This window comes from Streptomyces sp. NPDC002104 (assembly GCF_053593795.1).
The window spans coordinates 36,340-60,076 of sequence record NZ_JBSFDF010000036.1 but is presented as its reverse complement, the minus strand read 5'-3'; the positions used below and the strand labels follow the sequence as shown (position 1 = coordinate 60,076).

At 75.3% G+C, this 23,737-nt stretch carries 23 protein-coding genes and 1 pseudogene; 16 read left to right on the top strand and 8 right to left on the bottom strand.

The window, feature by feature from the left end; genetic code table 11:
- Positions 1-6 precede the first annotated feature (6 nt).
- Positions 7-246 carry a DUF1049 domain-containing protein gene (locus tag ACWCP2_RS26615; RefSeq protein WP_450911106.1) on the top strand — a complete coding sequence of 80 codons (240 nt, stop codon included), beginning with the start codon at positions 7-9 and terminating at the stop codon, positions 244-246.
- Between the two features lie 51 nt (positions 247-297).
- On the opposite strand, the gene ACWCP2_RS26610 is transcribed toward ACWCP2_RS26615, so the two are convergent.
- On the bottom strand, positions 298-1,083 hold the full coding sequence (locus ACWCP2_RS26610) for a hypothetical protein (protein WP_450911105.1): 786 nt from the start codon (positions 1,081-1,083) through the stop codon (positions 298-300).
- A gap of 34 nt (positions 1,084-1,117) precedes the next feature.
- Here ACWCP2_RS26610 and ACWCP2_RS26605 point away from each other — a divergent pair, with 34 nt between their 5' ends.
- Both ACWCP2_RS26605 and ACWCP2_RS26600 read left to right on the top strand, forming a co-directional pair.
- On the top strand, positions 1,118-1,741 hold the full coding sequence (locus ACWCP2_RS26605; protein WP_450911104.1) for a GNAT family N-acetyltransferase: 624 nt from the start codon (positions 1,118-1,120) through the stop codon (positions 1,739-1,741).
- 4 nt (positions 1,742-1,745) lie between these two features.
- Complete coding sequence (locus tag ACWCP2_RS26600) at positions 1,746-2,645, top strand: arginase family protein (protein ID WP_450911103.1); 900 nt, start codon at positions 1,746-1,748, stop codon at positions 2,643-2,645.
- 41 nt (positions 2,646-2,686) lie between these two features.
- Here ACWCP2_RS26600 and ACWCP2_RS26595 read toward each other — a convergent pair whose 3' ends face one another.
- Entirely contained in the window at positions 2,687-3,238 is a 552-nt protein-coding gene (locus ACWCP2_RS26595) for a DinB family protein (protein WP_450911102.1), read from the bottom strand.
- Between the two features lie 113 nt (positions 3,239-3,351).
- Between ACWCP2_RS26595 and ACWCP2_RS26590 the strand changes: the two genes are divergently transcribed.
- The 6 genes and pseudogenes from ACWCP2_RS26590 (at position 3,352) to ACWCP2_RS26565 (ending at position 11,300) form a co-directional block, all read left to right on the top strand.
- The gene (locus ACWCP2_RS26590; RefSeq protein ID WP_450911101.1) at positions 3,352-5,331 is read left to right on the top strand and encodes a DUF5107 domain-containing protein; all 1,980 of its coding nucleotides are present in this window, start codon (positions 3,352-3,354) and stop codon (positions 5,329-5,331) included.
- A 104-nt stretch (positions 5,332-5,435) separates the two neighbouring features.
- Positions 5,436-6,764, top strand: coding sequence for a sensor histidine kinase (locus ACWCP2_RS26585; protein WP_450911100.1), 1,329 nt, complete (start codon positions 5,436-5,438; stop codon positions 6,762-6,764).
- Complete coding sequence (locus ACWCP2_RS26580; protein WP_450911099.1) at positions 6,761-7,435, top strand: response regulator; 675 nt, start codon at positions 6,761-6,763, stop codon at positions 7,433-7,435. Before ACWCP2_RS26585 ends, ACWCP2_RS26580 begins: the two co-directional genes overlap by 4 nt.
- 199 nt (positions 7,436-7,634) lie before the next feature.
- Positions 7,635-7,924 (top strand): annotated as a pseudogene (locus ACWCP2_RS26575) (SHOCT domain-containing protein).
- Positions 7,921-8,727, top strand: coding sequence for an ABC transporter ATP-binding protein (locus tag ACWCP2_RS26570; RefSeq protein ID WP_450911098.1), 807 nt, complete (start codon positions 7,921-7,923; stop codon positions 8,725-8,727). The pseudogene ACWCP2_RS26575 and the gene ACWCP2_RS26570 overlap by 4 nt, the downstream one beginning before the upstream one ends.
- Positions 8,724-11,300, top strand: a complete 2,577-nt coding sequence (locus ACWCP2_RS26565) for an FtsX-like permease family protein (protein ID WP_450911097.1) — start codon at positions 8,724-8,726, stop codon at positions 11,298-11,300. Before ACWCP2_RS26570 ends, ACWCP2_RS26565 begins: the two co-directional genes overlap by 4 nt.
- 32 nt (positions 11,301-11,332) lie before the next feature.
- On the opposite strand, the gene ACWCP2_RS26560 is transcribed toward ACWCP2_RS26565, so the two are convergent.
- The 3 genes from ACWCP2_RS26560 to ACWCP2_RS26550 all read right to left on the bottom strand — a co-directional run bounded on the left by ACWCP2_RS26560 (position 11,333) and on the right by ACWCP2_RS26550 (position 13,243).
- A complete protein-coding gene (locus ACWCP2_RS26560; protein WP_450911127.1) occupies positions 11,333-11,842 on the bottom strand; it encodes a dihydrofolate reductase in 510 nt (169 codons plus the stop codon).
- A gap of 101 nt (positions 11,843-11,943) precedes the next feature.
- Positions 11,944-12,741 (bottom strand): thymidylate synthase, encoded by a 798-nt coding sequence (locus tag ACWCP2_RS26555; protein WP_450911096.1) that lies wholly within the window; start codon positions 12,739-12,741, stop codon positions 11,944-11,946.
- Positions 12,742-12,796: 55 nt separating this feature from the next.
- On the bottom strand, positions 12,797-13,243 hold the full coding sequence (locus ACWCP2_RS26550; protein WP_450911095.1) for a nuclear transport factor 2 family protein: 447 nt from the start codon (positions 13,241-13,243) through the stop codon (positions 12,797-12,799).
- A gap of 126 nt (positions 13,244-13,369) precedes the next feature.
- On the opposite strand from ACWCP2_RS26550, the gene ACWCP2_RS26545 reads away from it, so the two are divergent.
- Both ACWCP2_RS26545 and ACWCP2_RS26540 read left to right on the top strand, forming a co-directional pair.
- Positions 13,370-13,939: a PadR family transcriptional regulator gene (locus ACWCP2_RS26545; RefSeq protein ID WP_450911094.1), complete on the top strand. Its 570-nt coding sequence runs from the start codon at positions 13,370-13,372 to the stop codon at positions 13,937-13,939.
- The gene (locus ACWCP2_RS26540; protein ID WP_450911093.1) at positions 13,926-14,732 is read left to right on the top strand and encodes an SGNH/GDSL hydrolase family protein; all 807 of its coding nucleotides are present in this window, start codon (positions 13,926-13,928) and stop codon (positions 14,730-14,732) included. The genes ACWCP2_RS26545 and ACWCP2_RS26540 overlap by 14 nt, the downstream gene beginning before the upstream one ends.
- Positions 14,733-14,758: 26 nt before the next feature.
- Here ACWCP2_RS26540 and ACWCP2_RS26535 read toward each other — a convergent pair whose 3' ends face one another.
- Positions 14,759-15,586, bottom strand: coding sequence for a class I SAM-dependent methyltransferase (locus tag ACWCP2_RS26535; protein WP_450911092.1), 828 nt, complete (start codon positions 15,584-15,586; stop codon positions 14,759-14,761).
- A gap of 193 nt (positions 15,587-15,779) precedes the next feature.
- Here ACWCP2_RS26535 and ACWCP2_RS26530 point away from each other — a divergent pair, with 193 nt between their 5' ends.
- The 3 genes from ACWCP2_RS26530 (at position 15,780) to ACWCP2_RS26520 (ending at position 18,936) form a co-directional block, all read left to right on the top strand.
- The gene (locus ACWCP2_RS26530; protein WP_450911091.1) at positions 15,780-16,352 is read left to right on the top strand and encodes a TIGR03086 family metal-binding protein; all 573 of its coding nucleotides are present in this window, start codon (positions 15,780-15,782) and stop codon (positions 16,350-16,352) included.
- Positions 16,353-16,442: 90 nt separating this feature from the next.
- The gene (locus tag ACWCP2_RS26525) at positions 16,443-17,759 is read left to right on the top strand and encodes an aminotransferase class I/II-fold pyridoxal phosphate-dependent enzyme (RefSeq protein WP_450911126.1); all 1,317 of its coding nucleotides are present in this window, start codon (positions 16,443-16,445) and stop codon (positions 17,757-17,759) included.
- 40 nt (positions 17,760-17,799) lie between these two features.
- Complete coding sequence (locus ACWCP2_RS26520) at positions 17,800-18,936, top strand: MBL fold metallo-hydrolase (RefSeq protein WP_450911090.1); 1,137 nt, start codon at positions 17,800-17,802, stop codon at positions 18,934-18,936.
- A gap of 441 nt (positions 18,937-19,377) precedes the next feature.
- On the opposite strand, the gene ACWCP2_RS26515 is transcribed toward ACWCP2_RS26520, so the two are convergent.
- Both ACWCP2_RS26515 and ACWCP2_RS26510 read right to left on the bottom strand, forming a co-directional pair.
- Positions 19,378-19,995 (bottom strand): DedA family protein, encoded by a 618-nt coding sequence (locus ACWCP2_RS26515; protein ID WP_450911125.1) that lies wholly within the window; start codon positions 19,993-19,995, stop codon positions 19,378-19,380.
- A 5-nt stretch (positions 19,996-20,000) separates the two neighbouring features.
- Positions 20,001-20,786, bottom strand: a complete 786-nt coding sequence (locus ACWCP2_RS26510; protein WP_450911089.1) for an MBL fold metallo-hydrolase — start codon at positions 20,784-20,786, stop codon at positions 20,001-20,003.
- A gap of 145 nt (positions 20,787-20,931) precedes the next feature.
- On the opposite strand from ACWCP2_RS26510, the gene ACWCP2_RS26505 reads away from it, so the two are divergent.
- A complete protein-coding gene (locus tag ACWCP2_RS26505; RefSeq protein WP_450911088.1) occupies positions 20,932-21,336 on the top strand; it encodes a hypothetical protein in 405 nt (134 codons plus the stop codon).
- A 157-nt stretch (positions 21,337-21,493) separates the two neighbouring features.
- The gene (locus ACWCP2_RS26500) at positions 21,494-23,695 is read left to right on the top strand and encodes an alkaline phosphatase family protein (protein WP_450911087.1); all 2,202 of its coding nucleotides are present in this window, start codon (positions 21,494-21,496) and stop codon (positions 23,693-23,695) included.
- The last annotated feature ends 42 nt before the right edge of the window (positions 23,696-23,737 follow it).

The following is a 23,737-nucleotide window of genomic DNA, read 5'->3' as shown; positions in this document are numbered from 1 at the left end:
GGGCGCATGAGCTCCCACACGTCCAACAGCCGCGGCAGGGGTCGCGGGCGGATCACCCCGGGCCGCGCGGGCATCGCGGCCCTCGCGGTGCTCACCCTGGTGTTCATCTTCGAGAACACCCGCCCCACCAAGATCCGCCTGCTGATCCCGCAGGTGACGATGCCGCTGTACGTCGCGCTGCTGATCGCGGCGGTGCTGGGCGGACTGTGCGGGGCCTACGTCGCCCGGCGGCGCAGGCAGCGGTAGCGCCGGCCCAGGCCCCGGCCCGCTGGGGCGGCCGGGGGCCACGGGCCGGGCTCAGCCCGAGTGGACCCAGACGCGGAGCGGGCCGATGGCGGTGAAGCCGTGGCGCAGCGCCGTGTCGAGGTCGTCCCCCGACTCGTACCCGACGACCGCCAGGCCGGGCCAGAGCGAGCCGGTCAGGGCCAGCGCGCCCGTCCAGGCCTCGTCGTCCGGGGTGCCGTCGGCGCTGAAGACGTTGGAGATCCCGACCACGTCGCCGGTGCGGTTGACGGCGGCTCCGGCGAGGATCCTGCCCCCGGCGTCCCGGCCCGCGAGGAACGCGATGTCCCGGGCCCCCTCGGCTGCCGCTTCCGTTTCCGCTTTCACTTCCGTTTCCGCCTCGGCCTCCGGCTCCTTCGCCGAGCCGAGCAGCCCCGGGTGGAACAGCCCGCTGCTCTCCTCGCCGGCCCAGGCCGTCTCCCACGCCTCCAGCTCCGCGGGGCCGGAGATCCGGCTCCACTCCAGGGCGGGGGCGGGGGCAGGGGTGGCGGGAGCGGGCGCCGGGCGGTGGATCCACTGGGCGCCGAAGAGGATCTCGAAGCCCGCCGGAGCCAGGTCGAGCACGGCGAAGCTGTCCTTGACGGAGGCGCTCGGAGCGGCGGTGTCGATCCCGGCGAGCAGGGCGGCCGTGTCGGTGTCCCGGGTGAGGGTCACGGCGTCCGGGTAGTAGAGCGGCGTCCGGCGCGGGCTGCTCCAGGCCTCGGCGGTGAACCCGCCGTCGCGGGAGACCGCGGCGCACCACGCGGCGTTGTTGTACGCGGCCGCGCGGAGCAGTTCTTCGGTGTTCGGGGTGATGATCACATCGGGATCCTGTCACAGGCCCTAGCCTGGAGCGATGGCATATTTCCCGTACGTGGTGGAGGGCGCCCGGACCGGGTTGCGGCCCTACCGGCCCACCGACGCGGCCGAGTTCACCGCCCGGGCGCGCGAGAGCCGGGAGCTCCACCACCCGTGGCTGTCGCCGCCCGCGACCGAGGAGGCGTACCGGGCGTACGCGGCCCCGCTGATCGCGGGCACGGGCACGGGCACGGGGATGGGCACGGGCACGGGGATGGGCATGGGGACGGGCACGGGCAAGGCCGGATTCCTCGTCTGCGCGAAGGAGTCGGGGGCGATCGCCGGCTTCGTGAACGTCAACAACATCGTCCTCGGCGCCTTCCGCTGCGGCGCGCTCGGGTACGGGGCCTTCGCGCACGCGGCGGGCCGGGGACTCATGCGGGAGGCCCTCGGCCTCGCCGTCGGCCACGCCTTCGCGGCGGACGGCCTCGCACTGCACCGGCTGGAGGCCAACATCCAGCCGGGAAACACCGCCTCGATCGCCCTCGTCCGAGGGCTCGGCTTCCGCCTGGAGGGGCTGTCGCCGGACTTCCTCCACGTCGACGGCGCCTGGCGGGACCACGAACGCTGGGCGCTCACGGCCGAAATGCCATGTCCCGCGGCCCCGCATCGCACAGGATGATTCCATGCGAACCCTCGTGCTCCTCGACGCACCGTCCAACCTCGGACTCCGTCCGCCGGCCCAAGGCGCCGTCCCAGGCGTCTACAAGCTGGCCGGGGCCCTGCGCGAGCAGGGTCTGCTGGCCCGGCTCGGCGCGCGCGAGGGCGGGGTCGTCGTCCCGCCGCGCTACGACCGCGGGGACTGGAAGGAGGGCGACGGGGTGTTCCACGCCGGACCCCTGGCCGCCTACACCGTCGCCCTCGCCGACCGGATCGAGGAGCACCTGCGCTCCGGGGAGTTCCCCGTCGTACTGGGCGGCGACTGCTCCATCCAGCTCGGCGCCTCCCTGGCCATGCGGCGCCTCGGGCGGTACGGCATCGCCGCGATCGACGGCTCCGCCGACTTCCGCCACCCCGGCAACGAGGCCGTGAACGGGCCCGTCGGCGCGGCCGGCGGCGAGGAGCTGGCGCTCGCCACCGGCCGCGGCCAGGCGGACCTCGCGGACCTGGAGGGCCTCGGGCCCTACGTGCGCGACGAGGACGTCCGGCTCTTCGGGCTGCGCGACGGGGACCCGGACCTTCCGGAGCTCCGCGCCGCCGGGATCTTCGCCGCCACCGTGGGGGCGATCCGCGACGCCGGCGCCGGGCCGGTGGCCCGTACCGCCCTGACCGGGCTGCAGCCCCCGGCCACCGCCGGGTTCTGGGTCCACCTGGACGCCGACGTACTCGACCCGTCCGTGATGCCGGCCGTCGACAGCCCGGACCCCGGGGGCCTGATCCCCGACGAACTCGCCGAACTGCTCGGCGTGCTGATCAGCTCCCCGCGCTGCGTCGGACTCAACGTCACCATCTACGACCCGGACCTGGACCCGGACGGGCGCGCGGGCGCGCTGCTCGCCGACCTGGTGGCGGGGGCGTTCGCATAGGCGGTCGGGCTCCCGCACCGGGAGCCCGGCGGTCCGCCCCGTCAGACGCCGATCACGCCGTCGATCCGTTCGCGCAGCAGGTCCGCGTGGCCGTTGTGCCGCGCGTACTCCTCGATCATGTGGATCAGCACCCAGCGCAGCGAGACCTCGCCCCGCCACACGTCCTTCCCGGACACCTCCAGATCCGGCGCCCGCTCCGTGAACGCCTCCGCGAACCCCACCTCCGCCCGCCACGCCTCCCAGGCCTCCCGGACCACCTCCGGCGTGGACACCGCGCCGTCGAAGTCGCCGTCGGGGGCGTCCGCGGACCAGAACCGCGGCGCGACCTCCTGCCCGTCCAGCACCTGACGGAACCAGCGGCGCTCCACGTCCGAGAGGTGGCGGACCAGACCCAGCAGCGACAGCGTGGACGGCTCCACCGACCGCTCCGCCAACTCCGGCCCCAGGTCTGCGCACTTGAGCCTGAGCGTCGTGCGCTGGGCCCCCAGCATGTCGACGAGCATCCGTCGTTCGTCGCCCGTCGTCGGTCCCGTGAACCGGCTCGCGGACTCTTCCCCGTCGAAGAGCTGACCTCTTCTGATCACATCGCTCATGTCCTCCATGATCGGACAACGGCCCGCGCGGGAGAAGGTTTTGCGTAATCCTGACCGGTGGTGATCCGCCGAATCCCTGTGCACCGGTGGCCGTGGCGTGTTCCATTTCCCTCATGGCCACCACCGTCCGCCGTTCCGTACTGACCCTTCCCGCAGCCCCGTTGGGTCCCGAGAACCCCTTGCCCGAGCTCCGCGCGCCAGACGGAGTGCACGAGCTGGACGACCGCTCCCGCGAGGGCCTGCCGCGCGACATGGCACGCCAGATCGGGTACGAGCCACTGCGCTCCCTGCTGCCCGTCCGGATCCGGGACGGATACCGGCGGCAGCGCACCGAGCGGGACTTCGAGACGATCGTCATCGAGAACGCGCATCTGCGCGTCACCGTCCTGCCCGGCCTCGGTGGCCGGATCCACTCGCTCGTGCACCTGCCCACCGGACGTGAACTCCTCTACCGCAACCCGGTGTTCCAGCCCGCGAACTTCGCGCTGAACGGCGCCTGGTTCTCCGGCGGCATCGAGTGGAACCTCGGTGCCACCGGCCACACCACCCTGTCCTGCGCCCCGCTGCACGCCGCGCTCGTCCCGGCGCCCGACGGGGGAGTCATGGTCCGGCTCTGGGAATGGGAGCGGCTGCGCGACCTGCCCTTCCAGGTGGACCTGTGGCTGCCCGAGGACTCGGAGTTCCTCCACGTCGGCGTCCGCGTGCGCAATCCGCACGAGCGGCCCGCGCCCGTCTACTGGTGGTCCAACATCGCCGTGCCCGAGGACGCGGGGACCCGCGTCCTGGCGCCGGCCGACGAGGCCTGGCACTTCGGGTACGAGCGCTCCCTGCGGCGGATCCCCGTCCCCGGCTGGGAGGGCGCGGACCGCACGTACCCGCTGCGCAGCACCTACCCCGCGGACTTCTTCTACGAGGTCGAAGCCGGGACCCGGCCCTGGATCGCCTCCCTCGACGCCGACGGGCGGGGGCTCGTCCAGACCTCGACGGCCCGCCTGCGCGGCCGCAAGCTCTTCGTGTGGGGCGCGGGAGAGGGCGGCCGGCGCTGGCAGGAGTGGCTGACCGAGCCCGGTACGGGCGGGTACGCGGAGATCCAGGCCGGGCTCGCCCGGACCCAGCTGGAGCACGTACGGCTGGAGGCCGGGGCGGAGTTCAGCTGGCTGGAGGCCTACGGGGCCCTGTCCGCGGACCCGGCCGCCGTGCACGGGGACGACTGGGCGGCGGCCCGTACCGCGGCGGGCACGGCGCTGGAGTCCGCGCTGCCCGGCCCGGCCGTGGACGCGGCGTACGAGGCGTGGCGCGGGTGCGCCGACACCGAACCGGGGGAGCGGCTGGCCGCCGGCTCCGGCTGGGGCGCGCTGGAGGTTCTGCGCGGGGGCCACAAACTGCCCGGCACCCCCTTCACCGAGGACACCCTCGACGAGGACCAGGCCCCCTGGCTGGAACTGTGGCGCACCGGCGTCTTCCCCGCCCCGCGCCGGGTGGCTCCGCCCGGCCCGAGCCTGGTCGCCCCGCACTGGCGGGACATGCTGGAGACGGCCCCGGCCGACCCGCTGACCGAGTACCACCTCGGGGTGGCCCAGTGGCACGCCGGGGACATCGCCCAGGCGGTACGCAGCTGGGAGCGCGGGCTGGCGCTGGCCCCCTCGCGGTGGCCGCTGCTGAGGTGCCTGGCGGTCGCCGACGACCTGGCCGGAGACCCGGCCCGGGCGGCCCGCTGGTACGCCGAGGCCTTCGAGGACCTGGCCCAGGAGAGCCGGGGCGGCGCGAGCTGGCTGGCCGCCGAATCGGCGCTGGGCCGGGAGGCCCTGGCCTCCCTGCTGGCCGCGGGACTGCTGCCGCAGGCCCGCTCGGTGTGGGACCGGCTGCGCCCCGCCCTGCGCGACGAGGGCCGCTTCCGGCTCTCGGCGGCCCGGCTGCTCGCGGCGGAGGGCCATGTGCGCGCGGCCCGGCGGGTCTTCGAGGAGGGCTTCGAACTGCCCGACCTCCGCGAGGGCGAGGAGACCCTCGCGGAGGTCTGGTCCACCCTCACGGACTGCCCGCTGCCGGCCGCGTACAACTTCCGGATGCGCCCACCGGGACACGACATCCCCTAGGGGGTGTCCGTCGGGTACTACACCCCGTACTACCTGGGGAGTACGCCGGAGACGCTACGCCGGGGTGACGCCGGTCAGGGCCGGCACGGCCTAGCGTGGGCGGTATGGCAGAGCAGCGCGAGCGCCCGGGGGTTCCTCCGTGGCAGCGGTGGGTGGAGCGGACCGGGCGGGGCCCGGCCTGGCGCTCCTCGCTGTTCGTGGCCGTCTTCGCCCAGGTCGGTACGGGGTGGGCCGCGCAGCAGCAGAGCGGACGGGTGGCGCTGGACGCCTTCGGGCGGCTCCTGCTGCTGCTCGGGCCGCTGCTGCTCGTGTGGCGCCACCGGTACCCGGTGGCCGTGGCCTACGCAGTCAGCGCCGTCACCCTGGTGTACATCGGCGCCGGGTTCCCGTACGGCCCGGTGTTCATCAGCCTGGCCCTGGCCTGCTTCGCCGCCGTCCTCGCCGGACGCCGAAGAGCCGCCTGGGGGGCCGTCGGGCTCCTCTGGGCCGGGCACCTGGCCATCGGGCACCTGCTCTACGGCCGGCTCCCGCCGGCCGGGGACGGCCCGGCGCCCTGGGCACAGGAAATGCTCGTCACCGCATGGGTGCTCGCCATCCTCGCCGTCTCCGAGCTCGTCCGCATGCGCCGGGAGCAGTGGGCGCTGGCCCGCGCCGAGCGGGCGGCGGCCGAGAAGCGCCGGGTGAACGAGGAGCGGCTGCGCATCGCCCGCGAACTGCACGACGTCCTCGCCCACAGCATCTCGGTGATCAACGTCCAGGCGGGAGTCGGGCTGGCCCTGCTCGACTCCGATCCCGAACAGGCCCGTTCGGCCCTGACCACCATCAAGGCGGCCAGCAAGGAGGCCCTGGGCGAGGTCCGCCAGGTCCTCGACACCCTGCGCACCCCCGGCGACGCGCCGCGCGCGCCCGCCCCCGGTCTGGACCGGCTGCCCGAGCTGGTCGAGCAGGCGGCCGCGGCCGGGCTGAGCGTCGACATCACGACGGCCGGAGACGCGCGGACGCCGGCGCCCGGGGCGGACCTCGCCGCCTTCCGCATCCTGCAGGAGGCGCTGACCAACGTCGTGCGGCATTCCGGCTCCCGCACCGCCCGTGTCCGCCTCACCTGGCGGCCAGGCCTCCTGGAGCTGCGCGTGGACGACGACGGGCCGGCCACGGGCGGCCCGTCGGGCGGCAGCGGCAACGGCCTCGTGGGCATGCGCGAGCGGGCCGCGGCCCTCGGCGGCACCATCGAGGCCGGCCCGCGCCCCGAGGGCGGCTTCCGCGTGACCGCCCGGATCCCGCTGAAGACCGGGGCCGGGGCGGAGGCCGGGGCCGAGGCCGGGGTGGAACCGGAGGCCGAAACGGGGGCCGAAACGGGGGCCGAACCCGACACCGTCCCGAAGCCCGTGCCGAAGGCCGCCCCGAAGCCCGCCCCGCCCCAGGAGGATCCGTGATCCGCGTACTGCTCGCCGACGACCAGCTCCTCGTCCGGGCGGGGTTCCGGGCCCTGCTCGACGCGCAGCCGGACATCGAGGTGGCGGGAGAGGCGGCCGACGGGGAGGAGGCCGTCCGCCTGGTGCGCGAACTGCGCCCGGACGTGGTCCTCATGGACATCCGGATGCCGGTCTGCGACGGGCTCGCCGCCACGCGGCGGATCACCGGGGACGCGGCGCTGGCCGGCGTCAGGGTGGTCATGCTCACCACCTTCGAGCTCGACGAGTACGTCTTCGAGGCCCTGCGGTCCGGAGCCTCGGGCTTCCTGGTCAAGGACACCGAACCGGAGGAACTGCTGCGGGCGGTCCGGGCGGTGGTGGGCGGCGACGCCCTGCTGTCCCCGGGGGTCACCCGCCGCCTGATCGAGGAGTTCGCGGCCCGCTCCAAGCAGCCCGCCGCCGATGACTCGGGCCTGGGCCTGGACCGGCTCACCGAGCGGGAGCGCGAGGTGATGGCCCTCGTGGGCCTCGGCCTGTCCAACGAGGAGATCGCCCGCCGGCTGGTCGTCAGCCCGCTCACCGCGAAGACCCACGTCAGCCGGACGATGGTGAAGCTCGGCGCCCGCGACCGCGCCCAACTGGTCGTCCTGGCCTACGAGTCGGGGCTGGTCCGGCCCGGCTGGCTCGGCTGACACCCCCGCCCGGCACCCCCGCCCGCCCGACACCCCCGCCCGCCCCCACCCCCGCCCGATCCGTCTGCCCGGCCCCGTACTCCCCGTGGGGTACGCGCGGTGCAGCCGGCCGTACGACGACCCGGACCCCCTCCCGGAGCCAGTCTCGGAACGTGACACAGACGTCCGCACTCGCGCACTTCCGAGGAGCTGAACCGAGATGAACACCCTCACCACCCTCGCCTACGACGGGCCCGGCCCGTGGATCCTGTTCTTCCCGCTGATCTGGGCGGCCGTGGTGTTCGCCGCGTCACCGTGCTGCGCCGCACCGTGTGGCGCGGCCGCCGGGGCCCCTGGCAGGCCCGCGGCGCCGCCTACGGCGAGCAGTCCCCGATCGCGGTCCTCGGCCGGCGCTTCGCCGCCGGCGAGATCGACGAGGACGAGTACTGGCGGCGGCTCTCCGTCCTGGACGAGCAGTTCGGCCGCCTCTCCCAGGGCGGTGCCGCATGAGGACCGCACCCACGCAGGGCGCCGGCGGAGGCGGCGACGGCGGAGGCGTCGCCGCCCGGGTCGCCGACGCCGTGAAGGTCTACGGCCGGGGCGACACCGAGGTCCGGGCCCTGGACGGGGTCAGCGTCGACTTCCCGGCCGGCCGCTTCACCGCGATCATGGGACCGTCCGGTTCCGGCAAGTCGACCCTGATGCACTGCGCCGCCGGCCTCGACACCCTCACCTCCGGATCCGCCTCCATCGGCGGTACGGATCTCGGCGCGCTCGACGACCGAGGGCTCACCCTGCTGCGCCGTGAGCGCGTCGGCTTCGTCTTCCAGGCCTTCAACCTGATGCCCACCCTCACCGTCGCCGAGAACATCACCCTCCCGCAGGACCTGGCGGGCAGCCGCCCGGACCGGGCCTGGCTCGACGAACTCATCGACGTCGTCGGACTGCGCGACCGGCTGCACCACCGGCCCGCCGAGCTCTCCGGCGGCCAGCAGCAGCGCGTCGCCGTGGCCCGCGCGCTGGCCGGCCACCCCGACGTGGTCTTCGCCGACGAGCCCACGGGCAACCTCGACTCCCGTGCGGGCGAGGAGGTGCTCGGGCTGCTGGGCCGGGCCGTGCGCGCGATGAACCGTACGGTCGTCATGGTCACCCACGACCCGGTGGCCGCCGCCCACGCGGACGAGGTCGTCTTCCTCGCCGACGGACGGCTGGTCGACCGGATGGCCGGTCCCACCGCGGACCGGGTCCTGGACCGGCTCAAGGCCTTCGACCCCCGCCCCCTGACGGCGGCCGTCCCGGGGGAGCCGTCATGAGGACCAGCGGCGCCCGCACGGTACTGCGGCTCGCCGCGGCCTCACTGCGCGCGCACACGCGGCGCTTCGCCGGAACCTTCACGGCCGTTCTGCTCGGCGTCGCCTTCCTCGCCGGGACGCTCGTCATGGGCGACACCCTGCGCGCGAGCTTCGACAGCATGTTCGCGGGCGCGGCGAGCGGGACCGACGCGGTGGTCCGCAGTTCCCGGGTGGTGACCGTCCCGGGCGGGGCCCAGGGCACCCGGCAGCCCGTACCGACGGCGCTCGTGGAGGAGATCCGGCGGATTCCGGGCGTGGCCGCCGCGGCTCCCGCCGTCCAGGGCGCGGGGCAGCTCGTCGGCTCCGACGGCGAGCCGATCGGCGGCCAGGGGCCGCCCACCCTCGCCGGGAACTGGATCGAGGACCCGGAACTCAACCCGTACCGGCTCGCCGAGGGCCGGGCCCCGGAGCGGACCGGAGAGGTCGTCGTCAACCGGGCCGCCGCGGACAAGGGCGGTCTGAAGCTCGGCGACACGACCGTGCTGCGCACGCCCGACCCGGTCCCGGTGACGGTCGTCGGCCTGGCCACCTTCGGCGGCGCGGACGGCATGGGGCAGGTCACGTACACGGGGATGACCCAGGCGGACGCGGAGAAGTACCTGACCCCGGAGCCCGGCCGGGCGGCGTCGATCCAGGTGCGCGCAGGGCCCGGCACCGCTCAGAGCGAGCTGGTGGCGGCACTCACCGCGAAGCTGCCGCAGGGTGTCGAGGCGATCACCGGGCAGGAGTCGGCGCAGGAGAACACCGACATGGTCTCCGGGCGGTTCCTGACCCTCTTCACCACCCTGCTGCTCGTCTTCTCGGGCATCGCCCTGCTCGTCGCCACCTTCAGCATCCACAACACCTTCGCGATCGTCGTCGCCCAGCGCACCCGCGAGAACGCCCTGCTCCGTGCCCTGGGCGCCTCCCGGCGCCAGGTCCTCGCGGGCACGCTGGCCGAGGCCGCGGTCGTCGCGGTGGCCGCCTCGGCGGCCGGGCTGCTCGGCGGCGTCGGCATCGCCGCGGGGCTCCAGGCGCTCTTCCCCGCCATCGGATTCCCCTTCCCCGAAGGGGACTTGGTGATCACCGGCCCGTCGATGCTGCTTCCCCTCGCCGTGGGGATCCTCGTCTGCCTCGGCTCCGCCGTGCTGCCCGCCGTACGCGCCGGACGCACGGCGCCCCTGGCCGCGCTGCTCGACAGCGCGGTGGACCACTCGGGGGCCTCCCGGGCCCGTACGGTCACCGGCGCGGCGCTGGGCGCGGCCGCGCTCGGCCTGCTCCTGACCGGGGTGCTCGCCGCACCGTCGCTGTGGCTGTCCGGGGCGGGAGCGGCGCTGGCGACGGCCTCGTTCGTCGTCCTGGGTCCGGTGGCGGTCTCGTCCGCCGTCCGGATGCTCGGCCGTCCGCTGGAACGGCTGCGCGGGGTGACCGGCGCCCTCGCCGCGCGCAACGCACGGCGCAGTCCGAAGCGGACGGCGTCCACGGCGACCGCGCTGATGATCGGCGTCGCCGTCGTCTGCCTGTTCACCGTCTTCGGCGCCTCCCTGAAGGCCACGATGGACGGGGCCGTCTCGCGTTCCTTCGCCGGTGACCTGGCCATCAGCGCCCCCTCCTTCGGCGCGGGCGGCAGCGGCCTGAGCCCGAGGCTGGCACCCGCCGTCGCGGCGCTGCCCGAGGTGGCGGGCGCGGTGGGCCTGGGCAAGGGGGTCGCGGAGGTCGACGGGTCGGGGCGTGCGCTGACCGTGGCCGACCCCGTCGCGCTCGCGGCCGGCCTCGACCTGGGCGCGGTGTCGGGAGGGTTCGGCGCACTGGGACCGGACGGGATCGCGGTGTCCGCGAAGGAAGCCTCGCGGCGCGGCTGGCAGCCCGGCAGCACGGTCGAACTCGCCTTCACCGACGGGCAGAAGCAGCCCTTCACGATCCGCGCGGTGTACGAGCACTCCGAGCTGGCCGGCGACTACGTCATCACGCGGGCGGCCTGGGCGCCGCACCGGGCGCAGGACACGGACTCGCTCATCAGCGTCACGTTCAAGGACGGAGTGCCGGCCGCGGCCGGCCGGGCGGCGGTCGAGAGGACGGCCGCGCAGTACGGCGGACCCGAGGTCCGGACGCGCGAGGCGTACGCGCGGTCCGCGGCGGGCGGCATCGACATGATGCTCACGCTCGTCTACGCGCTGCTCGCCCTCGCCGTGCTGATCGCCCTGCTGGGCATCGCCAACACGCTGACCCTCGCCGTCCACGAGCGCACCCGCGAACTGGGGCTGCTCCGGGCGGTCGGCCAGACCCGGGGGCAACTACGGGCCATGGTCCGGTGGGAGTCGGTCCTGGTCGCCGCCTTCGGCACGGCCGGCGGTCTGGGGCTGGGCGGCGTCCTCGGATGGGTTTTGGTGAAGGCCGCGGACGGGGCGGGCGACAGCGCCTTCACGTTCGCCGTCCCGCCGCTGCAGCTCACCCTGGTGGCGCTGGCGGGCGTGGCGGCGGGCGTCCTCGCGGGCCGGCGCCCGGCGCGCCGCGCGGCACGCCTGGACATCCTGCGCGCGGTCGCCGCCGACTAGCCGGCCCGGCCCGGGCCGGGCCTTGCGGGGCCCTACCGGGCGTAGGTGCGGATGCGGTAGCGCAGGCCGGTCACCGAGGCCTGCCAGCCGCAGTCCTCCTCGACGGTCCACGCCGGGTCCAGCTCCGGGGCGTGGGTGTCGCCGATCACCTTCGTGTCGACCTCGGTCACCGAGAGCCTGACGGCGCGGGCCAGCGCGGCCCGGTAGACCTCGCCGCCGCCGATCACCCAGCAGGAGGCGGTGGGGACGGCCGTCCGCGGCTGCCCCGCCGCCGCGAGCTCCAGGGCCGCGTCGATGGACCCGGCGCGCTCCGCGCCCTCCGCGGCCCAGTCGGGATCACGCGTCACCACGATGTTGCGCCGCCCGGCCAGCGGACGGAACCGGGCCGGCAGCGAGTCCCAGGTCTTGCGGCCCATCACCACCGGATGGCCGAGGGTGGTGGCCTTGAAGTGGGCCATGTCCTCGGGCAGCCGCCACGGAATCCCGTTGTCCGCGCCGATCACGCCGTCGGGGCTCTGCGCCCAGATCAGCCCGACGTTCATGTGCGCGGTCAGGTCCGGCAGGTCCGCGCCCGGGTTGGGGCCCGGATCCGGGCTCGGGCCGGTGCTCGGATCCGGGCTCGGGCCGGTGCTCAGGTCCGCGCTCATACCGCGACCTGCGCCTTGATGGCCGGGTGGTGCTCGTAGCCGGCGATCTTCACGTCGCCGTAGGCGTAGTCGAAGAGCGAGTCGGCCCGGTGCAGCTTCAGCTCGGGGAACGCGAAGGGGGTCCGGGAGAGCTGCTCGGTGACCTGCTCGACGTGGTTGTCGTAGATGTGGCAGTCGCCGCCGGTCCAGATGAAGTCGCCCGGCTCCAGTCCGGTCTGCTGCGCCACCATGTGGGTGAGCAGGGCGTAGCTGGCGATGTTGAACGGCACGCCGAGGAACAGGTCCGCGCTGCGCTGGTACAGCTGGCAGGAGAGCTTGCCGTCGGCCACGTAGAACTGGAAGAAGGCGTGGCACGGCGCGAGCGCCATCTTCGACAGCTCGGAGACGTTCCAGGCGGAGACGATCATCCGGCGGGAGTCCGGATCGCGGCGCAGCGTGTCGAGGACCTCGGTGATCTGGTCGATGTGCGCGCCGTCCGGGGTGGGCCAGGAGCGCCACTGGGCGCCGTAGACCGGGCCGAGGTCGCCGTTCTCGTCGGCCCACTCGTCCCAGATGGTGACGCCGTGCTCGCGGAGCCAGCCGACGTTGGAGTCGCCGCGCAGGAACCACAGCAGCTCGTACACGATCGACTTGAGGTGCACCTTCTTGGTGGTGACCAGGGGGAACCCCTGCGAGAGGTCGTAACGCAGTTGGTGCCCGAAGACACTCCGGGTGCCGGTGCCCGTCCGGTCGGCCTTGGCCGTTCCGGAGGTGAGCACCAGCTTCAACAGGTCTTCGTACTGGGTATCCGCCACGGGCACCGAGTCTACTGGGCCGCCGCCGGAGGTCCTGTCGGCCAGGCCGGGGCGGTCAGCCGGTCACCGCGCCGTCGGTGAGCAGGCCGGCCAGGACCGCCTCGCCGACCGCCACGACCGCCGTCTGGGGGCGGATCATCACGGTGATCTCGTCGATCAGGCCCTCGGGCGTCAGATGCAGCATGTCGATGCCGTGCACCTGCCGCTCACCGACGGTGGTCCGGAACGGCAGTACGGTCGCCGGTCCCTCGTCCCCCTCCGCCCCGAACGGGACGCCGGCGGACTGGACGCTGCCGTCGAAGTGGCCGACGTAGTGGAAGCCCTCGAAGGTGCGCAGGAGGACGCGGAAGAGGGCCAGTACCGCCGGCTTGCCCTCGAACGGCTTCGACTTCACCGGGCTGTTGAGCCGGACGTCGTCGGTGAACAGCGCGTCCAGGGCGGCGAGGTCATGGCCCGCCACGGCGGCGCGGAAGCGGTCGGCCGGGCTGGTGTCGGTGCTCATGCGTGCTCCTCGATCGTCACCGATGATAGTCACCGATGTGATTAGTCAGTTTCTTGACTATCATGGCCCGGGCGTCCTTGAGAAGACGCTGCCGCGCACGATCCCGAGGAACGAGGAGACCGACCGATGGCTTTGCGCCACGCCGTACTGGCGGCGCTGCTCGACGAGGAACTGAGCGGCTACCAGCTGGCCAAGGCCTTCGGCACGGGCGTGGCCAACTTCTGGCACGCCCTGCCCCAGCAGCTCTACGCCGAGCTGGCCAAGCTGGAGCGGGACGGCTTCATCGCGGGCCGCGAGGTGGTCCAGGACACCCGGCCGAACAAGCGGCTGTTCCAGGTCACCGACGCCGGACTGGCCGAGCTGGAGCGCTTCACCGCCGCCGAGACCAAGCCCTGCGTCATCCGCGACGACCTGCTCGTGAAGGTCCAGGCGGCCGAGTACACCGACACGGCGGGGCTGATCGCGCAGCTCGCGGAGCGGACCGCCTTCGCGACGGCCAAGGCGGAGCTGTTCGAGAAGCTGCTGCGCTCGATGCGCGGCGAGCGCACCGAGGAGGAGTTCCTGCGCCACGGCGCCCGGATCGGCCCCTACCTCACCTGCCTGCGCGGCCTGGAGTTCGAGCGGGCCAACCGGGCCTGGTACGAGCGCACCACGACCATTCTGAACGAGAGGCGGGCATCCCGTGGAGAGCAGTGAGCAGCGACGGCCGGTCCGGTACGCCCGGTACGTGGCGCTCGGCGACAGCCAGAGCGAGGGCGTCGGCGACGGGGACGACCGCACCGGGCTGCGCGGCTGCGCCGACCGGCTCGCCGAGCTGCTCGCGGTGCACGAGCCCGGCGTGCTCTACGCCAACCTGGCCGTGCGCGGCCGGCTCGCGGCGGGGGTCCGCGAGGGGCAGCTCGGGCCGGCCCTCGCGCTCCGCCCCGACCTGGCGACGGTGGTCGCCGGGGTCAACGACGTGCTGCGGCCGCGGTTCGACGCCGACGAGGTCGCCGGGCACCTGGAGGCGATGTTCGCCGCGCTGACCGCGCAGGGCGCCCGCGTCGCCACCGTCACCTTCCCCGACATCGCCAGGCTCGTCCCGCTCGCCAGGGGAGCGGCCCCGCGCGTCACCGCGCTCAACGACCGGATACGGCGGGCCGCCGGGCGGCACGGGGTGGCCGTCGCCGACTTCGCCCGCCACGAGGCCTCCACCGACCGCCGGATGTGGAGCGCGGACCGGCTGCACGCTGCGCCGTCCGGCCACGCGATGATCGCCGCCGGGGTCGCGCACGCCCTGGGGCTGCCCGGCAGCGACGACGCGTGGACCCGCCCGCTGCCCGGCCCGCCGCCCGCCGCGCCGGCCGGTCTGCGGGGCGCCGCCGGGGAACTGCGGTGGGCCGTGGGCTTCGCCGGGCCCTGGATCGGGAGGCGGCTGCGCGGGCGCTCCTCCGGGGACGGCCGCACGGCCAAGCGGCCCGAGCTGCTTCCCGTACGCCTGGCGGCCTGACCCGACCGGCAAGACCGCCGGGCGGCTCAGGCGCGGCAGATGATCTCGCCGTTCAGCACCGAGAACCAGGCGTCCGGGTCCGCGCCCCAGGTGTGCCAGGCCTCCGCGACGGCCGACAGCTCCGCCCGTGTCGCGTGTCCGCCTTCGGTCGCGATCCCGGCGTAGGCCGAGGCCGTCGTACGGTCCGCCCACAGCGCGGACCACCAGGCGGCCTCCTCCGCGGTCGCGTAGCACCACGAGGTCGCCGTGCAGGTCACGTCCGTGAAGCCCGCCGCCCGCGCCCACGCGCGCAGGCGGCGTCCGGCGTCGGGCTCGCCGCCGTTGGCGCGCGCCACCCGCCGGTACAGGTCCAGCCACTCCTCCAGCCCCGGAGTCGCGGGGTACCAGGTCATCGCCGCGTAGTCCGCGTCCCGCGCCGCGACGATCCCGCCCGGCCGGCAGACCCGGCGCATCTCGCGCAGTGCCTGGACCGGATCGCCCACGTGCTGCAGCACCTGGTGGGCGTGGACCACGTCGAAGGAGTCGTCCGGGAAGTCCAGCGCGTGGACGTCGGCCGTGGCGAAGCCGACGTTGGTCAGGCCGCGTTCCTTCGCGTAGCCGGCGGCCTGGTCGACCACGTCCCGCGCCGCGTCCACCGCCGTGACCCGGCCCCGCGGCCCCACCAGCTCCGCCAGGTCCGCCGTGATCGTGCCCGGTCCGCAGCCCACGTCCAGGACGGCCATCCCGGGGCGCAGCGCGCCGATCAGGTAGGCGGCGGAGTTCTCGGCGGTGCGCCAGCGGTGCGAGCGCAGCACCGACTCGTGGTGTCCGTGGGTGTAGACCGCGGTCTCGTGCGCGGGCTCCGTGGCGTTCATGGACGTGGCTCCTTCGTCGTCGAAGTGCTGTCGAGGCGTTGGTTTCACCGTAAGGGATCGGTTCGTCATCTGAGACAGGCGTTTTGACATGTGGACACCTTCCTTGTGTGCCAAGGGGGCCGGCCGGGTGGGTGGCAGGCCGGGGCCGGGGCGAGGACAGTGAATCCGGGGGGAACGAAGGACGGTGAGAGCCATGCCGGACCCGCTGCTCGACCGGCACGCCGAGGCGCTGCGGCTCTTCGGCCAGTACGTCCACGCGGTCTCGGACGCCCAGTGGGACGCGCCGACACCCTGTAGCGAATGGAGCGTGCGCGACCTGGTCAACCACGTCACCGCCGAACAGCTCTGGATACCGCCCCTGGTCACCGACGGCCGCACCGTCGAGGACATCGGCAGCACCTTCAACGGCGACGTGCTCGGCACGGACCCGGCCGCCGCCTGGGACGAGGCCTCGGCCGCCGCGCACACGGCCTTCGAGGTCCCCGGGGCGCTGGAGCGCACCGTCCGGCTCTCGTACGGGCCCGCGCTCGGCTCGGCGTACTGCTCCGAGCTGACCGCCGACTGCGTGGTCCACACCTGGGACCTCGCGCGGGGCATCGGCGCCGGCGACCGGCTCCCGGACGGCCTCGTCGAGTTCTCCCTCAAGGAGGTCATGCCGTACGCCGACGGACTGGCCGCGAGCGGCATGTACGCGGCTCCGCTGGAGATCCCGGCCGGGGCGGACGCCCAGACCCGGCTGCTCGCGCTGCTGGGGAGGAGCGGCTGACGCACAACGGGCGACCGGGGACGAATAACCGTATAAAGGCAGGGTTGGGAGCGCGGGAACGGCAGGGAGAGGTGGCGCGCGGTGTCGGGGATCCAGCGCACGACGGCCGAGGGCCGGGGCCCGGTCCGCTACGGTCCGCCCGCACCCCAGCCCGGCCTGCCCGTGCTGCCCGAGCTCACGGCCGTCCTCGCGGCGGCCGCCTGGCGTTCGGCCCCCGAGCCGGCCGGCGGGGGAGTACCCGTACGGGCCGCCGCGGCCCGGCACTGGGGCAGACGCGGGCTCCCCACCGACCCCGACCACGTGGCCGCCGGACCCGGTGCCCCCGCCCTGCTGCTGGCCCTGCTCGGCGCGTACGGCGGGGACGTGATGCTGCCCCGGCCGTGTCCCGCCTGGTGGACGCCACAGGTCCGGCTGCTGGGACGGCGGGCCTACCACGTGCCGACCCCGGCCGAGTGCGGCGGCGTACCCGACCCGTACGCCCTGCTGGAGACGGTGCGCCGGGTGCGCGCCGAGGGCGGCGACCCGCGCGTGCTGCTGCTGTCCGTCGCGGACGACCCGACCGCGACCGTCCCGCCGCCCGAGCTGCTCCGGGAGGCCTGCGAGGCCGCCGCGTCCGCCGGGCTGTTCGTCGTCAGCGACGAGACCTGGCGCGACACCGTCCACCGGCCGGTCCGCGGCCGCGGGGGCGGTCCGGGGGGTGCGGGCGGCCCGGGCGGACCGGGCGGCCCGGGTACGGGGGCTCCCGGCGGGCCCGCCGGCTCCCGCGACCGGCTCGTCGTGCTCAGCCCCGCCGAGATGCTGCCGGACGACACCGCCGTGCTCCTGGACCTCTCCGGCGCCCTGCTGCCCGCGGGCTGGCCCGCCGCCGTCGTCCGGTTCCCCGGCACCCCGCGCGGCACCTGGCTGCGGGCCCGGACCCTGGACGTGCTCACCGCGACCGGCGGGCTCGTCGCGGGTCCCGTCGCCGGGGCGGCCGCGCACGCCCTCGACGAGCCCGCCGCCGTCGCGGGCCGGGCCGCGGCCGCCGCCGCCCTGCACGGCGCGGTGGCCCGGGCCGCGCACCGGGAACTGCTCGCCGCCGGGGCACTGGCCCGGCCCCCGCAGGCCGGCCGGCACCTCTACGCCGATCTGACCCCGCTGCGCTCGGGGCTCGCCCGGCAGGGGGTCGGCGACGCGATGGAACTGGAGGACTGGCTGGGCGGCCGGCTCGGCGCGCCGACGCCCGGCGGGCAGCGGTTCGCCGACGAGGCCGTCGCCCCGCGGGTCCGGCTGTCGACCGGGCCGCTGCTCGGAGCCACCCCGGAGGAGCGGCTCGCGGCGCTCACCGCGACCGACCCCCTCGCGCTGCCCCACGTACGGGACTCCCTGGCCCGGCTCCGGTCGGTCCTGGCCGGGCTGTCCGACTGAGCTGGAACCCCGCCTGCCGCCGGTGAACGGAGACTTCTCGATGAGGGATCGGACGGACGCCCCCGCGGCCGCTTCCCGGGCGGCCGGGGCGGGCCCGGACGTCCCCCCGGCGGCTTCCGGTGAAGGTGCAGATGCCGGTGCCGGTGCCTGTACTGGTGTCGGTGCAGGCCTCGGCCCTGGTCTCGCCGCCGCTGTCCGGCACGCGAGGCCGCGGCCGCTCGGGGAGCACCGGCTGTGGCCGCGCTCGTTCGCGGACCGGCTGACCACCCCGCTGCCGGGACTCCGCGCGTTCGCCCGGCTCGCCCGCGAGGGCGCCTTCCGGCCGGGCCCCGAGGGGCTGCGCGGCATCCCGGACCTGCCGTACGCCCCCGCCCCGCTGCCCGCCGTGGCCACCGGGGCGCTGTCCGTCACCTGGGCCGGGCACGCCAGCTGGATCCTGCGGATCGGCGGGCTCACCGTCCTCACCGACCCCGTCTGGTCCCGGCGCATCCTCGGCACCCCGGCCCGGATGACCCCCGTCGGGGTGCGCTGGGAGGAACTGCCGCCGGTCGACGCCGTGGTGATCAGCCACAACCACTACGACCACCTCGACGCCCCCACCCTCAAACGCCTTCCGCGGGCGACGCCGCTCTTCGTCCCGGCGGGTCTCGCACGCTGGTGCCGGCGGCGGGGGTTCACCCGGGTCACCGAACTCGACTGGTGGGAGTCGGCCGAACTGGGCGGCGTACGGTTCGAGTTCGTGCCGGCGCACCACTGGTCGAAGCGGTCGCTGCTGGACGCGTGCCGGACGCTGTGGGGCGGCTGGATGCTCAGTGACGGTGCCTCTGGGGCGGCGCGGCCGGTGCGGAAGGTCTACTTCGCGGGCGACACGGGCTACGGGCACTGGTTCGGCGAGATCGGGCGGCGGCACCCCGGGATCGACCTCGCGCTCCTGCCGATCGGGGCGTACGCCCCGCGGTGGTGGCTGCGGGACGTCCACGCGGATCCGGAGGAGGCGGTGCAGGCCTGTCTGGACCTGGGGGCGCGGAGGATGGCTCCCATGCACTGGGGGACCTTCGTGCTCTCGTCGGAGCCGGTGATGGAGCCGCTGGAGCGGGTGCGGGCCGCGTGGGCCCGTACCGGGCTGCCCCGGGACCACCTCTGGGACCTCCCGATCGGTGCGTCCCGAACCCTGTAGCCCCGGGCTGCGCGGGGCGCCCCGGCCCCCGGGCTGCGCCCGTACCCGCCCTGGGTCTCCGCCCCGGCCCCCTGCGGGCCCCGGTCCTGCCCTGCGGGGCGAGGTCCCCTACCCGCCCTTCCACCGTTCCCCGGGCGCTGCCCGGACTCCGTTCGCCGCGTGCGGCGCCGTCGCCGGGGGGCGGCCCCCGGACCCCCACTCCTCCGTTCCCCGGGCGCTGCCCGGACTCCGTTCGCCGCGTGCGGCGCCGTTGCTGGGGGCCGGCCCCCGGACCCCCGCTCCTCCGTTCCCCGGGCGCTGCCCGGACTCCGTTCGCCGCGTGCGGCGCCGTTGCCGGGGGCCGGCCCCCGGACCCCCGCTCCTCGCACGCCGGAGGGCTGAGAGGACCCGCGGCGCGGGGGTCCGGGGCGCAGTTCCGGGGATCGGGTCCGGCCGGCCGGGTCAGCCGCGGAGGCGGCGCCATGCGGCCGGGGCCGTGCTGATCAGGACCGTGAGGGCGATCGCCAGGGCCACGCCCTTCCAGGGTTCCGCGAAGAGGGAGCCGCCCACGATGCCGATCAGGCCGTAGGTCGCCGCCCAGGCCAGGCAGGCGGGGCCGTCGCCGCGGGCGAAGCGGCGCAGGGGGAGCTCCGCGAGCAGACAGGCCAGCATCACGGGGATGCGGCCCCCCGGGAGGAGGCGCGAGACCACCAGGACCAGGACGCCGTTCTCGTCGAGCTTGCGCTGCGCCTGGGCGAGGCGCTCCGGGGTCGCCCGCCGGCGCAGGGCCTCCAGCCAGCGCGAGCCGTTGCGGGAGTGGACACCGCGGCGGCCCAGCCAGTACAGCGCCATGTCCCCGGCGAAGGCGGCCAGCGAGGACACCCCGAACACCAGCAGCAGTCCGAAGGGGAGGGAGTCCTGGTGGAAGGCCACCACCGCGGCCGTACTGACCAGCGCGCCCGTCGGGATCACCGGCACCAGCGCGCCCAGCGCCACCAGCACGAACAGGGTCGGGTAGCCGACCGCCTGCTGGGTTGACTCCGGCGGGACCTGCGAGGCCGACTCCGCGAGCTGCCACAGACCGCTCACGGCAGGCGCACCCGTTCCCCGTGCGCGGGAACCCGGACCGACACCTTCGGCGCCTCCCGCCGGGCACACCGTACGAACTCCTCGCCCGGCGCGTGGAACTCGTGCGGCCGCACCGCGTCCAGCCCGATCGGCCAGTACGTGCCCCAGTGCACGGGGACCGCCGCGGCCGGTGCCAGCAGGGCCAGGGCCCGCGCCGCACCCGCGGCGTCCAGGTGGCCCGGGCCCAGGTTGGGTCCCCAGCCGCCCACCGGCAGCAGGGCCACGTCCACCGGTCCGACCTCCTCGGCCATCGAGTCGAACAGGCCGGTGTCCCCGGCGAAGTAGGTCCGCGAAGCGCCCTCGATCACGTACCCCAGCGCGGGCGCCGTCCGGGGCCCGAACGGCAGCCGCCGCCCGTCGTGCCGCGCGCTGACCGCCCGGACCCGTACGCCGCCACCCGGTGCGCCGTCCCCCACCGTCACCGTGTCGCCCGGCGCCACCTCCGTGACCAGCAGCCCCCGCACCCCTGCCATCCGCGCCAGTCCCGGCACCGCGCCCGGCGCCCCGCGGGGCACCAGCAGCCGGGTCCCGCGCGCCAGGCGCGCCAGCGAGGGCAGATGCAGGTGGTCGGCGTGCAGGTGCGAGACGAGCACCGCGTCGGCGACGGCCGCCTCCGGCGGTGGCACCGCCCCGCGGCGGCGCCTCAGGTGCGCCAGCCGGCGTGCGAAGAGCGGGTCCGTGAGCAGCCGGACACCGGAGTCCTCGACCGTGCACGTGGCGTGGCCCCACCAGGTGATCTCCACCGGCCCCTGATCCCCTCCCTCGGTTCCCCCGTCCCGCTCGGCACCGGGTCCCGTCCGAGCCTAAAGGCTGCCCGCCCGAACCGCCCGGAACCGGGGCTTCCCACCCCCTCCTCCCCGGCGGCGGATCGGAGTAGGGTCGGGCGGCATGGATGAGCTGCGCGTGGCCGCGATCGCCAGCCTGGCCCCGCTGGAGGACCTGGACACGGATCCCTTCGCCGTCGACACCCGGAGCCAGCACGCCATGTGCGCCCGCTGGGCGGCCGACCGGGGCTACGTGGTGACCCGCCAGCTGTTCGTCTACGGGCTGCGCGCCGACCACTGCGGGCTGTGGAACGACATCGACGCCGGCCGCGTCGACCTCTTCGTCACCGCCAACCACCGGGTGCTGACCCGCGCGCTGCGCTCCGTGGGCGAGTTCACCGCCGAGTGCGCGCGGCGCGGCGTACGGCTGGAAACCGCCGGTCTCGAAGAGCCGCACTACACCTCCGCGATGAAGGCCGAGGTGCACCGCCGGCTCTCCATGCCGACCGCCGGATACGACGGCACGTAGGCACGGCCGGGCTCTTCCTGCCCCCCCCGCCACCCCCCGTACGCACATCCGCCGACCGTGTCACCCGGCCGCGCGGGCGGCGTTGTGCGAGCCTGGACACCGTGGGGACGGGGGCCCGCCGGCGCGGTGCGGGCCACGGTGGTGAGGCGGGCAGGGCGTGGTGCGAGGCCGGTGGCGGAGTGCGGGCGGCGCCGTGGTGCGGGTGGTCGTCGTCTGGGTGGTGTCCACCCTCACCATGCTCGCCCTGGCCGGAATCCTCCCCGACTTCCGTCTCCAGGCGGGCGCGGGCGGCGACCGCGACAGCATCACGCAGATAGGCCTGACGGCCGCCCTCGGCGCCGGTGCGTTCGGACTGCTGAGCGCGCTGGTGTGGCCGGTTCTCGTACGCGCCCTGCTGCTCGTGCCGGCCCTGGTGCTCGGCCTGCTCGTCTTCTTCCTCAACGGCTCGCTGCTGCTGCTGGCACTCAGCCTGATCCCGGCCGGCCGCGGCGACGCGGACCCCGAGACGGCGGTGGTGGTCGCCGCCGTGATGTCCGCCGTCGCCTCCGCGACCTCCACCGCCCTCGCCGTACGGGACGACGAGGCCTACCGGCGCCGGCTCTACCGGCTCTCCGACCGCCGCCGGCGCCGCCAGCACCGCGAGGGCATGCCCGGGGCCGACGAACCGGCCCCCGCCCTGGTGTTCCTGCAGCTCGACGGGGTCGGGTACGAGGTGCTGCGCCGCGCGGCCGGCCGCGGCCTGATGCCGACGGTGGCCGACTGGCTCGACCGCACCCACCGGGTGACCTCCTGGCGCACCGACTGGTCCAGCCAGACCGGCGCCAGCCAGCTCGGCATCCTGCACGGCTCCAACTTCGACGTCCCGGCCTTCCGCTGGTACGAGAAGGACACCGGCGAAGTGGTCGTCTGCAACCGGCCCACCAGCGCCGCCGAGCTCCAGCGGCGGGCCGTCGAACGCACCCGCGACGGGGGCCTGCTCACCCTCGACGGGGCCAGCCGCGGCAACCTCTTCAGCGGCGGCGCCGGCCAACTGGCGCTCGTCCTGTCCGTTTCCGCCCGGCGGGGCCCGCACAACCGGTCCCGCGCCGGGTACTTCGCGTACTTCTCCGACCCGGCCAACGCGGTCCGCACGGCGCTCTCCTTCGTCGCCGAGGTGGCCCGCGAGATCACCCAGTCGCTGCGCCGCCGCCTGCGCGGGGACCGGCCACGGGTCTCGCGCGGCGGGCTGTACCCCCTGATCCGGGCCTTCGCCACGGTGGTGGAGCGCGACGTCGTGGTCGCCGCGGTGATCGGCGACATGCTGGCCGGGCGCGCCGCGGTCTACGCCGACCTGGTCGCCTACGACGAGGTCGCCCACCACTCCGGCCCGCGCTCGCGCGACACCGAGCAGGTCCTCGCCCGGCTCGACCGCAGCCTCGCGCTGATCGCCCGGGTCGCGGAGCACGCGCCCCGCGAGTACCGGATCGTGCTGCTCTCGGACCACGGCCAGAGCCCGGGGGAGACCTTCCTGGCCCGGTACGGACTCACCCTGAAGGACCTCGTCCGCGCGGGCTGCGGGCTCCCGGTGTCCCGGAAGGCCGGCCGCACCCACAGCGGCGCCGAGGCACGGGCCGCCGTACGGGCCGCGCTGCACCGGCCCGTGGAGGAGACCGACGAGGAGGCGCGTCCGGGGGCGGGCCCGGACCCGGTGGTCCTGGCCTCGGGCAACCTCGGGCTGATCTCCTTCCCGGACCTGCCGGGCCGGGCGTCCCGGGAACGGATCGACCGCGCGCACCCGGCGCTGCTCTCCACCCTGGCCAACCATCCCGGGGTCGGGTTCCTGCTCGTCGACGGGATCGTCATGGCGGCCGGCGGAGCCGAGGCCCGGCTGGACGTGCCCGGCGCGGCCGAGGAACTGCTGGCCCCCTTCGGACCGGGCGCCGCGCGTGCGGTCCGGCGGACCGACACCTTCCCGCACGTGGCCGACGTGATGGTGAACTCGGCCTATGACCCGGAGACGGGCACGGTGCACGCCTTCGAGGAGCAGATCGGCTCGCACGGGGGCCTGGGCGGGGAGCAGGGCCACCCGTTCCTGATGTGGCCGGTGGAGCTGTCCGAGCCGGTGCTGCCGCCCTCGGCGCCGGGGCCGGACGGAGAACTGCCGGACGGGAAACTGCTGGACGGAGAACTGCCGGACGGGAAACTGCTGGACGGGGAACTGCCGGACGGGGAACCGGTGGACGGGGAACTGGTGGGCGCGGAGGCGGTCCACGAGGTCCTGCGCCGCTGGCTCACCGAGGCGGACGGCCCCCAGGTCCCGGTCCCGCTCCCGGCCCCGCCGGAGGTCTCCGTCGCCCCGGGCACGGACGCGGTCACCTAGAGGGGTGCCCTGCCGACGGGCCGGGGCGTACGTTGGGAACAG

Bases quoted from the DNA above. Each gene is read 5' to 3' on its own strand.
- ACWCP2_RS26595 (WP_450911102.1), bottom strand. From the start codon at position 3,238: ATGAGCGATGTGATCAGAAGAGGTCAGCTCTTCGACGGGGAAGAGTCC.
- ACWCP2_RS26520 (WP_450911090.1), top strand. From the start codon at position 17,800: ATGAGGGATCGGACGGACGCCCCCGCGGCCGCTTCCCGGGCGGCCGGG.
- ACWCP2_RS26535 (WP_450911092.1), bottom strand. From the start codon at position 15,586: ATGAACGCCACGGAGCCCGCGCACGAGACCGCGGTCTACACCCACGGA.
- ACWCP2_RS26585 (WP_450911100.1), top strand. From the start codon at position 5,436: ATGGCAGAGCAGCGCGAGCGCCCGGGGGTTCCTCCGTGGCAGCGGTGG.
- ACWCP2_RS26550 (WP_450911095.1), bottom strand. From the start codon at position 13,243: ATGAGCACCGACACCAGCCCGGCCGACCGCTTCCGCGCCGCCGTGGCG.
- ACWCP2_RS26605 (WP_450911104.1), top strand. From the start codon at position 1,118: ATGGCATATTTCCCGTACGTGGTGGAGGGCGCCCGGACCGGGTTGCGG.
- ACWCP2_RS26570 (WP_450911098.1), top strand. From the start codon at position 7,921: ATGAGGACCGCACCCACGCAGGGCGCCGGCGGAGGCGGCGACGGCGGA.
- ACWCP2_RS26545 (WP_450911094.1), top strand. From the start codon at position 13,370: ATGGCTTTGCGCCACGCCGTACTGGCGGCGCTGCTCGACGAGGAACTG.
- ACWCP2_RS26615 (WP_450911106.1), top strand. From the start codon at position 7: ATGAGCTCCCACACGTCCAACAGCCGCGGCAGGGGTCGCGGGCGGATC.
- ACWCP2_RS26530 (WP_450911091.1), top strand. From the start codon at position 15,780: ATGCCGGACCCGCTGCTCGACCGGCACGCCGAGGCGCTGCGGCTCTTC.
- ACWCP2_RS26565 (WP_450911097.1), top strand. From the start codon at position 8,724: ATGAGGACCAGCGGCGCCCGCACGGTACTGCGGCTCGCCGCGGCCTCA.
- ACWCP2_RS26600 (WP_450911103.1), top strand. From the start codon at position 1,746: ATGCGAACCCTCGTGCTCCTCGACGCACCGTCCAACCTCGGACTCCGT.
- ACWCP2_RS26560 (WP_450911127.1), bottom strand. From the start codon at position 11,842: ATGAACGTCGGGCTGATCTGGGCGCAGAGCCCCGACGGCGTGATCGGC.
- ACWCP2_RS26590 (WP_450911101.1), top strand. From the start codon at position 3,352: ATGGCCACCACCGTCCGCCGTTCCGTACTGACCCTTCCCGCAGCCCCG.
- ACWCP2_RS26505 (WP_450911088.1), top strand. From the start codon at position 20,932: ATGGATGAGCTGCGCGTGGCCGCGATCGCCAGCCTGGCCCCGCTGGAG.